The following is a 15432-nucleotide window of genomic DNA, read 5'->3' on the forward strand; positions in this document are numbered from 1 at the left end:
AAATTAAATGACTTGGGAGGGAAATAATATGGTACAGAAAGTCGTTATCATAGGCGGTGTAGCAGGTGGTGCAACAGCCGCTGCAAGGTTAAGAAGAATAAGTGAAGAAATAGAAATTGTGCTTTTCGAAAGAGGAGAACATATTTCATTTGCGAACTGTGGACTGCCTTACTATATCGGAGAAACAATTAAGGATCGCAATAAATTATTAGTACAAACAGTAGAGAGTATGTCGGAACGATTTAATCTTGACATACGAAATTTGAGTGAAGTAGTGAATATCGACACAGATAAAAAACAGGTGACAGTTAATAACTTAAAAAGTGGAGAAACATACAAAGAACCCTATGATAAATTATTGTTATCACCGGGAGCAAAACCGATTGTACCTGCTATACCAGGGTTAAAGGAAAATAATTCGTTGTTTACATTAAGAAATATTCCTGACACCGATGCGATCAAACATTATGCGGATTATCACCTGCCACAAAAAGCTGTCATTGTTGGCGGCGGATTTATCGGTGTTGAGATGGCGGAGAATCTTGCAAGCAGAGGGATAGAGGTGACCCTTGTTGAAATGGCCAATCAAATCATGGCACCGATTGATATGGAGATGGCAGCTATTCTACACACTCATTTAAGAGAAAAAGGGATTCAATTGATTCTTGAAAATGGTGTTCAATCATTTGCAGAGGAAGGAAAGAAGATTATTCTTTCTGACGGAATGGAACTTCAAACAGATATGACGATTCTTTCTATCGGAGTTGTGCCGGAAAATGAACTGGCGAAATCAGCAGGACTTGTCTTAGGACAGCGTGGGGGAATTATTGTAAATAAATATCTGCAAACGTCCAATGAACATATTTATGCGGTTGGGGATGCAGTAGAAGTAGAAGACTATACCACAGGGACAAAGACAATGATTCCACTTGCTGGACCGGCCAATCGTCAAGGCCGGATCGCGGCTAACAATATAATGGGTAAAAAAGAGAAATATCAAGGGACAGTAGGTACATCCATTGCAAAGGTGTTTGATTTGACCGTTGCATCCACAGGAAATAATGAAAAAACACTTAAACGGCTAGGCATTCCCTACGAAGTGGTCCATGTTCATCCAAGCTCTCATGCTAATTATTATCCGGAAGCTGTACCAATTTCTTTAAAGTTACTTTTTGATAAAGAAACAGGAAAAATCTTTGGTGCTCAGACTGTTGGAGAAGATGGTGTGGATAAACGGATGGATGTTATCGCTACAGCTATAAAAGGTGGGCTAACCGTAGAAGATTTAACAAATTTAGAGCTGTCCTATGCACCACCTTATTCATCAGCAAAAGATCCGGTAAATATGGCGGGATATGTTGCTGCGAATATTATGGATGGAGAGTTGGAACATATCCAGTGGCATGAAGTAGATCAGATTGTTGCTGATGGGGGATTTTTGATTGATGTTCGTAACTCAGCGGAACGTGAATCAGGATATATAAAAGGCTCTATTAATATTCCGCTAAATGAGCTTAGAAATTCTCTTGATAACATACCAAAAGATCAGACGATTTATGTAAGTTGTCAAGTTGGCTTAAGAGGGTATTTGGCTAGTCGTATTCTAAAAAATAACGGATTTGAAGTGAAAAATGTAGATGGTGGTTGGAAGACATATTCCTCTGTTTTTTGGAGTAAGCAAAAATGATAAAGGTGAAATAGCCTAACTGGTATGAAACAGCTAGGTGGAGGATAGTTAATATTAGAGTTTTCATGGGGCTATCAACTCAAACCTTTCTAAAAACTTTGAGTAATGATATCCGAATGCGAGATAATAATATATAAATATGAATTAAAGGAGCGATTACTATGGTGAAATCAAAAGAAATAATACAAAATGTAAGTGAAGAAAAAAAGGCAATGGAACCACGGACAGATAAAGAAAAGGAACGTGTAATTAATCGTTTAAAACGTGTTGAGGGGCAAGTTAGAGGACTTCAAAATATGGTTGAAAATGACCGTTACTGTATGGATATTCTTATTCAGTTATCAGCTGTACAGTCAGCTTTAAAGAAAGTGGGATTTTCTGTGATGGAACGACATGCAAAAACATGTATGACTCACTCCGTTAAAAATGGTAATGAGGAGGAAGTTATTGATGAATTGTTAGCAGTTATTAATCAATACTCAAAGTAGTTGATGTGATATTAGTTAACAATTTTACTTATAAGAACACAACAGGGTATATGATTTGCCTTCATTCAAATTTGAATGTAAAAAATAAATAAACTATAGAAACAGTAAGTGAATGGTAAAAATTCGCATTCACTTACTGTTTTTATTTAGAATATATTGATATGTAATTGTATATGCTTGAAAGTTTTAAGAAAATGAAATGAATAGAAGAGTTTTGGTTTGTAATTTAAATGATTATATGTTTATATATACATATAGTGATGTTTGTTCTACAAAAATGAAAGGAGGGATTAAGTGAAGGAGTTCGAATTAAAGAATAATGGAACTCAACATTTAGACAGCAAAACGCTATTAACCGTGTCACAAACGTTTAAAGCATTAGGTAATTCGACGAGAATACGCATTCTTCATTTGCTCTTAAATAAAGAGTGCTCTGTAAATGAGATGGCTGAAATTCTAGGTATTCAACAATCAACCATATCTCATCAATTACGATTTTTAAAGGGTATATTTCTAGTAAAATACCGTCGTTCTGGAAGAACACTCTATTATTCTTATAATGATAAGCATGTTATGTTAATTTTAGAGCAAATGATAGATCATGTAAATCATAGATAGCATTTACTATTTATTTATGTTAATAAGAAGTTAATCCTTAATATGATTATATGAACATATTTTTAAAGATACAGATATAATCAAATATATTTAAAATACATGTGGATCAACTTGACTAAAGATCTTATTTTTATCGAGGGAGGACATCATGATGACTAATGGATGGAATTTTAATACACAGGCAATACATGCAGAACAAAATCCTGATCAAAAAACAGGTGTAATATCTCAATCTATTGTTCCAGCAGTTGGTTATTATTTTGAAAATATAGAAGAAGCAGCTAAAGTTGTAAGTGGTGAGGCAGAAAACGTATATTACGGCAGATACGGGAATCCGACGACAAGAACATTAGAAAGAAAAGTGGCTTCATTGGAAACTTCAGAAGATGCGTTAGGAGTAAGTAGTGGTATGGCTGCCATCAGTATTTCTCTTATGAATTTTCTTCGTTCGGGTGACCATGTTGTGGTTACGAAAGATATTTATGGTGGTACACATAAGTTTTTATCAACGATTGCATCAAGATATGCTATTTCATATGATTATATAGATTGTACAGATTTGGAAGCAATTGAAAATAGTGTAAAAGAAAACACAAAGGCTATTTTCATTGAGACACCATCCAATCCAACGTTAACTTTAATAGATATAGAAGCAGTATCAAAGATTTCAAAGGCCCATCGTATTCCACTAATTGTAGATAATACATTTATGACTCCATTTTTACAAAAGCCGATAGAATTTGGAGCGGATGTAGTGATTCATAGTGCAACTAAATATTTAAATGGTCATGGCGATGTTATTGCCGGGATAATTTGTGCGAAAAAAGAAGTGATTGCTAATATGCGTAAAAATATAATGGGGGATTTGGGACAAAACTTAAATGCATGGGATTCCTTTCTAATTCTCCGAGGTATAAAAACATTAGGTATTAGGATGAAACAACATTGTGATAATGCTCAAAATATTGCTGAATTTTTAGAGTCGCATCCTATGGTAGAAAAAGTGAACTATCCAGGATTAGCAGCACATTCACAATATGACTTAGCTATTAAACAGATGAAGGGGGATGGAGGAATTGTCTCTTTTGAGGTTAAAGGTGGTGCCCAATCAGGGCAAAGATTTATTAATTCACTAGATATCGCAATGATTTCATTCAGTTTAGGAGATCCCGAGACACTTGTTCAACATCCTGCTTCGATGACACATTCGTTAATTCCAGAAAAAGAGCTTCCTAAGTTTGGACTGTCCGCAGGCTTAATTCGACTATCAGTAGGGTTAGAAGACGCAGAAGATATAATCAAAGATTTAAACCAAGCATTATCTGCTATTTAAGTATAAGTAACAATAAATTAAGATACTAGGTGGATCAGAGAAAGAATGGAATGAAGATATTTAACTAGCTAAATATTTATTGACTCATACGAAGCTGTTCTTAAATAGACCATAGCAACTGATAGTTAAGGTGTCACTCATAATTGAGAGAAGTTTTTCGTATAGTGATGCTTTGTTATATAAAATTAAACTTGCTTTAACTTGATGGAGTTTGGAGGAGCTTCAATGAACGATGTGTTTTTTGCTTTTTTATTAACGTTATTTGCAGGACTTGCAACAGGAATAGGAAGTATACTTGCTATTTTTGTTAAAACAACAAATACAAAATTTCTATCCCTTGCTTTAGGGTTATCAGCTGGAGTTATGATTTACGTATCAATGGTTGAAATTTTATTCAAAGCAAATGAGGCATTAACTACATCTATTGGTGTAACAGGAGGTTCTTGGCTAACGGTTGCTGGTTTTTTCATTGGGATGTTTTTTATGATGTTAATAGATAAATTGATACCTGGTCATACTGATTCTAATGAAGAAAAAAATTCGGAAAACAAGAAACTACTTTGAATGACCTGGCATTAATGAAAACGGGAGTGTTTACAGCCTTGGCCTTAGCTATTCATAATTTTCCTGAGGGAATTGCAACATTTATCTCTGCGCTACAGGATCCAGCTATTGGACTAGCGATTGCAGTAGCTATTGCAATTCATAATATACCTGAAGGAATTGCAGTATCAGTCCCGATTTACTATGCAACTAGTAATAGACGAAAAGCATTTTCTTTCTCTTTTTTGTCAGGATTAACAGAACCAATTGGAGCAGCTGTGGCATTATTGATATTAATGCCGTTTCTAAATGATGTTCTGTTCGGTATTATTTTTTCTGTGGTAGCTGGTATTATGGTATTTATTTCGCTTGATAAATTGTTACCAGCAGCGAAAAAGTATGACGGAGCACATCTTTCTATTTATGGTGTAATTACTGGAATGATGATTATGGCAGTAAGCATAGTTTTAATGGATTAATTTATATTTTCATTCAGCAAAATTAGAAAGGAAGGAAACTGAAATGAATTCAAATGTAAAAAAGGAAAGAGATTTATTAGTAATTGGTGCAGGTTATGGAGGGTATGTTGCAGCTATACGTGCAGCGCAGCTTGGAAAAAATGTGGTATTAGTTGAAAAAGCAGAACTAGGAGGAGTGTGCCTTAACCGTGGATGTATCCCCTCAAAAGCTCTGATTAGCGCGTCTGAACGAGTAAACCATATTCAACACGCCAATACAATGGGGATTAAAGTTTCAGGTCAAGTTGACATAGCAATGCCTGAAGTAATTAAATGGAAAGATGCTATTGTAAATAAACTTACAAATGGAGTTCATACACTACTGAAAAGTAATAGCGTAGAAGTTATTAGTGGAGAAGCATATATTACTGAATCTAAAACTGTAAGAGTTAAAACAAAAGAGGGAGAACAGCTATACTATTCTTACAATGATTTAATTTTAGCAACTGGGTCTTCACCATTTGAATTAAAAACTATGCCATTTGATAAGAAGAGAATTATTTCATCAACAGAGGCTTTAATGTTGCAAGAAGTACCAAAACACTTAGTTATAGTCGGAGGTGGCTATATAGGTTTAGAGCTGGGTACTGCTTATGCTAAATTTGGTGCTAAAGTTACCATTCTGGAAGGATCAGATACTATTCTTCCAGGGACCAACTCCATGCTTACGAATGTGGTTAAAAAACAGTTGAAACAGCTAGGCGTTACAGTTATAACAAACGCTTTAGTACAAGATGGAGAAAATACCGGCGATGAAGTAGAGGTTCAAGTGAAAATTGAGGGAGAGGATAAAACGATTGTTGGAGATTATTGCTTAGTTTCTATAGGAAGAAAACCAAATACAGGGAATCTAGGATTAGAGAATATTGGAGTGGAGTTAGATCAGCATGGATTTATTAAAATAAATGAAAAGTGTCAAACAAATATTGATTACGTGTATGCGATTGGTGATTGCGCTGGAGGATATCTTCTAGCTCATAAAGCTAGTTATGAAGGCAAAGTTGCGGCAGAAGTAATATGTGGGCAGAAGAGTATAATTGATTTTCAAGCGATGCCCTTTGTTATTTTTAGTGATCCTGAAGTGGCTTATACGGGATTAACGGAGAAAAAAGCAAATGAACAAGGATACGAAACAGTTACTAGTCGATTTTCATTCCAAGCAAACGGAAGGGCTTTATCGATCTCTAAAGCTGATGGATTTGTACAGGTTGTAGCTGAAAAGGACTCCAATAGGGTCTTAGGAGTACAGATGGTTGGACCAGAAGCGTCATCACTTATTTCTGAAGCAGTAATTGCTATTGAGTCGGGAGCAACAGCTGAAGATCTTAGTTTGATTATCCATGCCCATCCAACTTTGGCGGAACCTTTGATGGAAGCGGCTGAGGGTGTAATGGGTCAAGCTATCCATATGTTAAATAAAAGGTAAAATTAGTGAAATGAACAGTATATATGTTAAGAAATTAATCCTTGTAAATTAAATGCTTATATGTTAATATACTCATATATTGAAATAATTAATATGAATGAAGGTGGTAAAAACATTGGAAGAGTTTGAGTTTGAGTTTGAATTTGAGAATAGATTTTTAGAGAAAATTGGTCAAAAGACATTATTTATTGTGACACAAACATTTTAAAAAAACTCTGCATTTGATTCTTCAAAAAAAGTATTCTGTAAATGAAATTACAGATACCTTAAGTATTACGCAACCCATCGTATTACATCAGTTACGATTTTAAAAACTTTGGCTTGTGAAATATTATTGCACTGGAGCAATGCTTTTCTATTTCTGAAATGTTGAACGTATTATGCGAATATTAAAATAAATGACACATTGTGCGTGTAACATTTAGATTGAGAAAAATTATTTATTTTTAATTAATCGTATCCATTATATTAATATATTTATATATATTAATATAAACATAAAATTAGGAGGTATTAATATGGGACACAACCACGATCACGACCATGATCACGGTCATCATCACCATGATCATGGAAAAGCACCAGTTGTTCTCTATTTTATTGGTTTGGCCGCAGCAATTATCGCTTTATTCCTAAGTGATAATTATGCATTGTTACAAAATATTCTATTTTTAACTGCGACTATCACTGCAGGATATCATGTAGTTGTTCTTGAAGGTATTGGTGAGACAATTGAAAATACCAAACGAAAGAGAAGATTCACACCAAATTCTCATATACTTATGGGGCTAGCTGCACTAGGTGCATCCATATTAGGAGAGTTTTGGGAAGGTGCATTATTAATCCTCATTTTCTCTGGTGCACATTTTCTAGAAGATTATGCTGAAGGAAGAAGTAAAAGAGAAATTACGAAGTTACTCGAAATGAATCCAACGACAGCACGATTAATTGATAACAATGGGAACACTACAATGGTTGAAGTCAGTGATTTAAAAATTGGTGATCGTTTACAAGTATTAAATGGTGATCAGGTGCCTATTGATGGAAAAATTATATCTGGCAGCACTGCTATTGATGAATCTTCAATCAACGGTGAGAGTATACCTAAAGAAAAATCCGCAGGTGATGAAGTATTTGGTAGTACTATTAACGGAACAGGGACTTTCTTTATGGAAGTGACAAAAGAAGAAAAAGATACTGTATTCTCAAAAATTTTACAACTTGTAAATCAAAACCAAAGTAATCAAACTAAGGCTGCAAGTATTATTCAAAAATTCGAACCAAAATATGTGACTTTTGCATTGGTTGCGATTGTTTTGTTTATTGTATTAGCTCCAATGTTATTGGACTGGAGTTGGTATGAAAGTACCTATAGAGGACTTGTGTTACTGGTAGCAGCTGCACCGTGTGCACTTGCTGCAGCTACTGTATCAGTTACACTGTCCGCAACTTCAAATCTTGCTAAGCGAGGCGTACTCTCGAAAGGGACCTCTTATCTTTCACAACTTGCAGATATTGATGCCGTTGCATTTGATAAAACGGGGACATTGACAAAAGGAAAACCGCAGGTTACCAATCACTACTTCACAGATTCTGTAGATGAAGCACACATGATTGATATTGTAGTGGCCTTAGAAAGGGAATCCAACCACCCTTTAGCTAACGCTATTTTAAAAAAGTTTACCGCTAAAAACAAATTAGATATTGATATCACTAATCAGATTGGTAAAGGACTGACAGGAGATTATAATCAAAATAATTACCGTATAGGGAAACCGACCTCTTTCAGTGATGTTTCAGATGAATTCACACATTTAAATAATGAGTGGTCATCTGAGGGGAAAACAGTGATATACGTGGCTGAAAATGAAACAGTGATTGGGATTATTGCTTTAATGGATATACCAAATAAAGAAGCGAAAACAACTATTGATTACTTTAGGAACCGTCATATACACACTACTCTAATTACAGGTGACTCTGAAATGACGGGGAAAGCCGTTGCAAAAGAACTAGGTATTGATGAAGTCATTGCTAACGTAATGCCCGATGATAAGGCGAATATTATTAATGAGCAGAAAAAGAAATACGGTGTTGTTGGTATGGTTGGGGACGGAGTTAATGATGCACCGGCTCTTGTAAATGCTGATGTTGGTATTGCAATGGGTGATGGCACCGATGTTGCAGTAGAAGTATCTGACTTAACTTTAATGAAAAATGATCTATCAAAATTATTAGATGCACACAGCATTTCTAAAAAAATGAATCGTGTCATTTGGCAAAACATTATCTTTTCTATGTCAGTTGTTGCTTTTTTAGTCACAGTAAGTTTCTTAGGTTTAACAGATATCGCAATCAGTGTAATTATTCATGAAGGCAGTACTTTAGTGGTCATATTAAATGGTCTCCGCTTGCTACGTTCAAAGAATAATACTGAAAGATTTTCTATTCAGAACTAATTAATTAGTTCTGAATAGAAATATAAATTAGTCAGAAGAAAAGCTTGTCATAAAACCCCGAAACTGTATATCTCTTGAATACAAATGGTTCGATTAAAAATGAAGTGATTCAATTGACTACGAATATAAAACTAGCAAAAATCATTCATATGGTGGAAAGTTTATAAGCAAAGAAAATACTATCTGAAACCTATAATTGTCTCTAATTATTCTAAATGATTAAACTGATAAAGAGAGATTTGAGGAGGGTGTAAAATGAGTAATGAAATGGATTAGTTAAGACAGCAAATGGATAAGGTTAATCTGCAAATATTAGATTTAATTAATCAACGGGCAAACATTGTACAAGAAATTGGTAAGTTAAAAACAAAACAAAGTATCAAACGTTTTGACCCGGTACGCGAACGTGAAATGCTAGATAATATTAAAAATAATAATGGTCCTTTTCAAGACTCAACAATTGAACATATTTTCAAAGAAATCTTTAAGGCGAGCCTTGAACTTCAAGAAGATAATAGCAAAGCGCTCTTAGTCTTAGTATCCAGAAAGAAACAGCCTGAAAGTACGGTAGTTAATCTTAAAGGTGAAAAAGGCGGCAATGGCGGAATCAGTTATGTATTCGATCCTTGTGCAGTAGAAGGGTATGAACAGGTGGCGGCTTCTGTAAAGGAAAAAGGGTTAAAGCTGCTTCGTGGCGATGCATTTAAACCAAGAACTTCTCCATATGATTTCCAGGGTCTTGGAATTGAAGGACTGGAAATTTTGAAGAAACTAACGCAGCCTGTCTGAATTAACAGCCCCACCTTTACATTTGTGAAATTTTACCTTCGAAGGTCCGATGGAACGATTTTGCCAAATATTGATTATAGTACTCAATAAATTGTTTTTGTTTTAGTTTCCAATTGCTGAACAGATTTGAAGCTGGATCTGACATTAAGCAAACGACGAGAAAGTATGCTAAACCAGCATTCAATTTGATTGAGTCATGAACAGTATTTTGATGTATAGACGATCTGAATGCGATGCTCAGGATTAGCTAAGAAGGCGGAGGGTTGCCATAGATTTTAGCACACCTGACTTGCCTTTCTCACCAAGGGTTGATTATGGAATCTCGCATTGCTCAGCCACAAAGCGAACCAATGATTTGGACTTATGGGTATTTAATTGATCCATTATGAGCACATAAGCAGCCTCTGGGTCCTGAGAGATTACCTGCTGAACATGATGAACCAGATTTCCGTTCTTGTCTGTCCAAGATAAGGAAAGGATTGGTTTCCAAGTTTAAGAAGTTATTTCATTGACTTATAGTTATCTTTTAGATGGACAGTTTCTTTTCCACACTATTTTTCTTGAAAGAAATATAGTGTGGAAATAAGGGGTAATACCAAAATCAGTGGTTGGTATTATCAGTCAATATGCAAATAGATTAAACTACCAGAGGAAAAATATTCATCAAGTCAACTATTGATTTTGGAGAAGAACCAGAATAAGTCTAAATTTCATTATGTTAGGAGAAATTTCATGAAACGAAAAGAAACACAGGCATTAATAGAAAAGGTTATGAACAGCTTCAGTCATCAGGATAATTTCTTAGGGATTTCCTATCCAGAAAAGAGAAAAACCGTCTGTCGATCTGCAAAGGAAATCATCAAAACAACCGACAAAATCATCAAATGCTACATTAGAATTTCTACAGAGAAAAACGGTATTGTCCGTATTCCCGCTTATCGAGTACAACATAACAATATCAGCGGTTATTATAAAGGCGGTATTCGATTTAGTGAAGGGGTAACAGAAGAAGAAGTAGAGAATTTAGCTATTTTAATGACCTTAAAAAATGCCCTGCACTGGCTGCCTTTTGGTGGTGCAAAAGGCGGTGTACATATCAATCCTCGCTCGGTATCAGAAAGAGAACTGAATCTTATCAGTAAAAAATATGTGCAGAATTTAGCTCGTGATATTGGTCCAAATCAGGATATACCTGCCCCTGATTTGGGAACCAATGAACAAGTAATTGACTGGATGGTTGGGGAGTACAAAACTATCAATCCTGGAAAGGCTTATGTGGGCTCTTTCACTGGCAAAAGTGTCGCTAATGGTGGGGTTAAAGGTAGGCGTGAATCAACAGGAAGAGGTGTGTTTCTAAGTTATTCTTGGTTAATCGATGATTGGTCTAAACAGTATAACAAGAATGACTCCATCCCTCGCAAGAAACAATGGCAAAGACTTCAAGCTCTCCACCAAAAAAACAAGAAGGGAAAAAGTACCCGTATAGCTATCCAAGGCTTTGGTAACGTTGGGAATGTCGTTGCTCAAGAAACGCACCAATATGATAAGAATAAATACTCGGTCGTAGCCGTAGGGGATCATGCGGTTACCTTATATCAACCAGATGGTTTAGATATTGAATCTTTAGTTACCTTTACCAAACAAAATCATGGTGACCTACCTAAAAAAGCAGCAGAACTAAAACAAGCAGGAATAAAGGCAACGATTCTTTCAGCTGTAGATGTACTTACTCTTGATTGTGATATTTTAGTGCTGGCTGCAATTGAGGGACAGATTCATAAAAACAATATGGAGCAAGTAAAAGCTTCTATCTTAGTAGAAGGAGCCAATGCCCCCATTTCAACGGAAGCCGATAACTACCTAGAAGCACAAGGGACAATTATCATACCAGACATCCTCGCCAATGCTGGCGGAGTAATTGTCTCCTATTTAGAATGGAAGCAAACTCAAGCTGTACACAACTTTACAGAGGAAGAAATCATTTCTAACATGTCTCTAAAAATGACAAATACATTCCAAGATGTATTTGATACCTACTTCTTTTCTAATGAGCATACGATGAGGTATACCTGTTATTTATTAGCTTTGGAAAGGCTAACTACCTTACTATATCGACAAGGGAAGCTCTATTAAATTCTAATGGCGATTAAAGATTATATAAAAAAAGTAAGAGACTATTTATCAAACATTATACAAACAGCCATAAAAGATGAGAAATTTTACAATACATTAGATATTGTATAAAGGAATACAAACCCTATGCAAAACTCACTCCAAATTGGTATATCTTAAAACTCCAAAGGGATGTCACCATTTGAGCTAAAAGTAGGGGTTAGTTTTCCGTAACATTCTTGGACTTGATGATTCCATCAGCAACACTTTCTATAATAATAAGGTCTCGATCTGTTAAACTATCAAGTTGTTTTTCTAATTGCCTTCTTCTGGGTCTTTTCTTCATATCAGAAGGAGGTAAGAAAAATTCATCAACAGATACATTTAGTAACGATACAAGATCATAAAGCACCTGTATGCTAGGGTGTTGTCCCATTAATTCTTAATACTAAAGTGCTTGATTCATGTACATTTCTCTTAATTAAACAAGATGTCAACTAGAGATAAAAATCTGACATCTTTGTAACACGGTTCAAACCATTGTGCCTACAGGCTTTAAGGCACTTTTGGAACTGTTTCTAGTGTTTTTCTACCTCCATGTTAGAAGTGGGGGGATAATGCTGTTTTACTTGTTCTAACCAATATAAAGTATGACAGTATCACACTTTTAATATCATGACATGATTTCAATTTTTCTTCTTGTATTTCATTTCCTCGAACATATCCTTTATGAAAGTCTTTTCACATAATCTAAAGTAAAAAATAGACGCTCATTTTGAACGTCTATTTTTAGAAACTTTAATTTTTGTACAAATTCCAGTTGAATACTGCCTAAAAGCGTTGATTTAATAAGGTTTCTTCATGTTTTCTTATGTCAGTAGGCTCGTTTGCCCGGTTTTTCTTAATAAATAGCAGCTGCGCCTGCTTTCTTCAAAACGTCAATTTGAAGATCTAAATTTGGGTCTTGAGTAGATACCCGAGCCTATCCAAAGACTTTCCCCATTTTAATTCACTCCCTCCAAAATAATTATTCCCTAATTCGGATTTGGAGTCAATTTTTGGGAAGATGTTAAAGGGAAGCCTTTAGGTAATGAAAAACAATAAAATCCACTAAATTATAGATGAATAAAAACTAATCCCTAAAACGTTCGTTTAAGGGACTTGCCTTCATCAATTTACAATAGGTTCCATTATTAAATAGAAGAATGTCTCATAAATTAACGATTATGATTGAGCCCTGACTAAGAGCAATTAGAAGTCCTTCTCGTTAAGAAGGTTATAAAATGTATCAAATTGGACACGGATGGGACAAATCAAAGTTTTTTTGAGAATAAATAGGGAAAAGTTACAAATAATAAAATCATCATTAATGAAAATGGAGATGAATAATATGTCAGATATAAATCAAATGCCTCGGGAAGAAGGAATAGATCATAGCTTGAGTCTTATGAGAGAAGGATATATGTATATTTTGAACAGACGTCATAGTTTTAATTCTGGAATTTTCGAGACCAGATTGCTTGGAAAGAAAGCTATCTGCATAGGAGGAAATGGAGCTGCCGAAGTTTTTTATGACACTGAGAAATTCAAAAGGAAAAATGCAGCACCGAATCGGGCAGCGCAAACTTTGTTTGGCAAGAAAGGTGTTCAGGCGTTAGATGGGCAGAATCATAAACATCGCAAGGAAATGTTTATGTCAATCATGTCTCCTGACAAACTTAAAAAACTGACTGACATTACAAAAAAACAGTGGGAGTTAGCAGTAGATAAATGGGAGCAGATGGATAAGGTTATTCTTTATGAAGAAGCGCAGGAAATTATGTGCAGGATAGCCTGTCAATGGGCAGGTGTACCGGTACAAGAAAATGAAGTGAAGAGGCTGACAAAAGACTTAGGAGCGATGTTCGAGTCGGTAGCTAAAGTAGGTCCAAATCATTGGCTAGGAAGAAATGCACGAAATCACGTAGAAAAATGGGTAGGAGAGATCATTGATAAGGTTCGTGATGGGAAGGTGAATCCCCCTGAAAATTCCGCATTACATAGATTTGTCTGGCATCGCGATTTAGAAGGGAATCTTCTGGATACTGAGACTGCTGCTGTGGAAGTGATCAATATCTTGAGACCTATTGTGGCGATCGCAATATTCATCAATTTCACTGCGCTGGCATTGCATCATTTTTCAGAAGAAAGGAAGAAACTTGAATCCCATGATGAAAAATATGCTCAGATGTTTGTACAGGAAGTTCGCCGTTTTTATCCATTTTTTCCGTTTGTCGTAGCATTGGTAAAAAAAGATTTCACCTGGAACGGCTATAAATTTGAAGAAGGCACATTAACTTTACTGGATCTTTATGGTACAAATCATGACCCTGAAATTTGGGAAAATCCTGATTTGTTCAGTCCTGATCGGTTTGCTAAATGGAAAGGAAGCCCATTTGGCTTCATTCCGCAAGGTGGTGGTGATTACTTTATGGGTCATCGCTGTGCTGGAGAGTGGGTCACCATTGAAGTCATGAAAGTAAGTCTTGATTATCTAGCTAACCAAATGGAATATGAAGTTCCTAACCAGGATTTAAGTTACAGTCTGGTGAGTATGCCAAGTATTCCCCACAGCAAAGTAGTGCTTAAGAATGTTAAACGAAAGTTATAATTAAAGATAATAGCTTATTAAGTTCGCCTTTAGCCGAACAAGATAAATTAAAAAAGTTGATTCCACAATCACGGAAGTCGGTTTGATAAGTAGATCCCCTAATATTAATGGAGAGTTGTAAAGCCCTTTTTTCTCTAAAAAAGAGAGAAATTGGGCTTTTTATATTGAAAAACTCTTATTGTTTTTAAACTTTATCCTGACGATATTCCTTCTGTGTATCCCAAAATAAACTGGAAATTAAATTCAGTTATAAGAATAATTAATTACTGTAAACTAAAGAAAACTTGATTTTTATGTAAATTATATTCAAACATACATAGTACTCTGCTTTATGCTTCCTTATTGATTGCCTGTGTTTGCCTTTCCTCGTATGTGAATGAGAAGAGAACATTGTTACTACCTTATTGTTTATAGCATCCATGTTTATCGGAGGATTATCACTTTTAAAGTTGGTTTGCAAAACTTACTACGTTTAGAATTTGATATGAAAACCCTTATGACAGTGGCTGTTATAGGTGGTGCTATTATTGGAGAATGGGCAGAAGTTTGCCTTTATTAGTTGCTTTACATTATCATCATCAATAGTAGACTAACTTACCTTCTTTTCGATAGTTAGCTAATCCAAGATTTTTAAGTAACCTCAAATGATGAGATGTTGTGGTAGTTGTAGCACCAACAATATTCGCTACATCACATACACACAATTCATCTTCTAAAGAGAGAGCATACGCAATCTTAATCCTAGTATCATCCGATAATGCCACCAATTCAGGTGCTTATACGGGATTAACGGAGAAAAAAGCAAATGA

General features: G+C 35.2%; 10 protein-coding genes and 4 pseudogenes. 12 read left to right on the forward strand and 2 right to left on the reverse strand.

What is annotated here, in order from left to right; all coding sequences use genetic code 11:
- Positions 1-28 precede the first annotated feature (28 nt).
- From BN986_RS12865 to BN986_RS12905, 10 genes and pseudogenes are all read left to right on the forward strand, one after another.
- Positions 29-1687, forward strand: coding sequence for a CoA-disulfide reductase (locus BN986_RS12865; RefSeq protein ID WP_040980543.1), 1659 nt, complete (start codon positions 29-31; stop codon positions 1685-1687).
- A 161-nt stretch (positions 1688-1848) separates the two neighbouring features.
- Entirely contained in the window at positions 1849-2175 is a 327-nt protein-coding gene (locus BN986_RS12870) for a metal-sensitive transcriptional regulator (protein WP_052400769.1), read from the forward strand.
- Positions 2176-2469: 294 nt separating this feature from the next.
- On the forward strand, positions 2470-2793 hold the full coding sequence (locus tag BN986_RS12875) for an ArsR/SmtB family transcription factor (RefSeq protein WP_040980544.1): 324 nt from the start codon (positions 2470-2472) through the stop codon (positions 2791-2793).
- 148 nt (positions 2794-2941) lie between these two features.
- Positions 2942-4126: a trans-sulfuration enzyme family protein gene (locus tag BN986_RS12880; RefSeq protein ID WP_040980546.1), complete on the forward strand. Its 1185-nt coding sequence runs from the start codon at positions 2942-2944 to the stop codon at positions 4124-4126.
- 225 nt (positions 4127-4351) lie between these two features.
- Positions 4352-5148, forward strand: a pseudogene (gene zupT, locus BN986_RS12885) (zinc transporter ZupT).
- Between the two features lie 43 nt (positions 5149-5191).
- The gene (gene lpdA / locus BN986_RS12890) at positions 5192-6613 is read left to right on the forward strand and encodes a dihydrolipoyl dehydrogenase (RefSeq protein ID WP_040980548.1); all 1422 of its coding nucleotides are present in this window, start codon (positions 5192-5194) and stop codon (positions 6611-6613) included.
- A 221-nt stretch (positions 6614-6834) separates the two neighbouring features.
- Positions 6835-6924 carry an ArsR family transcriptional regulator gene (locus BN986_RS27655; RefSeq protein WP_226894912.1) on the forward strand — a complete coding sequence of 30 codons (90 nt, stop codon included), beginning with the start codon at positions 6835-6837 and terminating at the stop codon, positions 6922-6924.
- Positions 6925-7131: 207 nt separating this feature from the next.
- Positions 7132-9072, forward strand: coding sequence for a heavy metal translocating P-type ATPase (locus BN986_RS12895; protein WP_040980550.1), 1941 nt, complete (start codon positions 7132-7134; stop codon positions 9070-9072).
- Positions 9073-9360: 288 nt separating this feature from the next.
- Positions 9361-9846: pseudogene (aroA, locus tag BN986_RS12900) on the forward strand (chorismate mutase); the annotation flags it as partial.
- A 747-nt stretch (positions 9847-10593) separates the two neighbouring features.
- Complete coding sequence (locus BN986_RS12905) at positions 10594-11994, forward strand: Glu/Leu/Phe/Val family dehydrogenase (RefSeq protein WP_040980552.1); 1401 nt, start codon at positions 10594-10596, stop codon at positions 11992-11994.
- 199 nt (positions 11995-12193) lie between these two features.
- On the opposite strand, the gene BN986_RS26195 is transcribed toward BN986_RS12905, so the two are convergent.
- On the reverse strand, positions 12194-12409 hold the full coding sequence (locus tag BN986_RS26195) for a hypothetical protein (protein WP_187378551.1): 216 nt from the start codon (positions 12407-12409) through the stop codon (positions 12194-12196).
- A gap of 954 nt (positions 12410-13363) precedes the next feature.
- On the opposite strand from BN986_RS26195, the gene BN986_RS12910 reads away from it, so the two are divergent.
- Positions 13364-14623 carry a CYP152 family fatty-acid peroxygenase CypC gene (locus tag BN986_RS12910; protein ID WP_040980897.1) on the forward strand — a complete coding sequence of 420 codons (1260 nt, stop codon included), beginning with the start codon at positions 13364-13366 and terminating at the stop codon, positions 14621-14623.
- A gap of 315 nt (positions 14624-14938) precedes the next feature.
- Positions 14939-15176: pseudogene (locus tag BN986_RS26725) on the forward strand (cation-transporting P-type ATPase); the annotation flags it as partial.
- On the opposite strand, the pseudogene BN986_RS26205 reads toward BN986_RS26725, so the two are convergent.
- Positions 15096-15384, reverse strand: a pseudogene (locus tag BN986_RS26205) (ArsR/SmtB family transcription factor); the annotation flags it as partial. The pseudogenes BN986_RS26725 and BN986_RS26205 sit on opposite strands and share 81 nt — an antisense overlap.
- Positions 15385-15432 lie beyond the last annotated feature (48 nt).

The sequence above is a fragment of the Oceanobacillus jeddahensis genome, assembly GCF_000750635.1.
GTDB lineage: Bacteria > Bacillota > Bacilli > Bacillales > Amphibacillaceae > Oceanobacillus > Oceanobacillus jeddahense.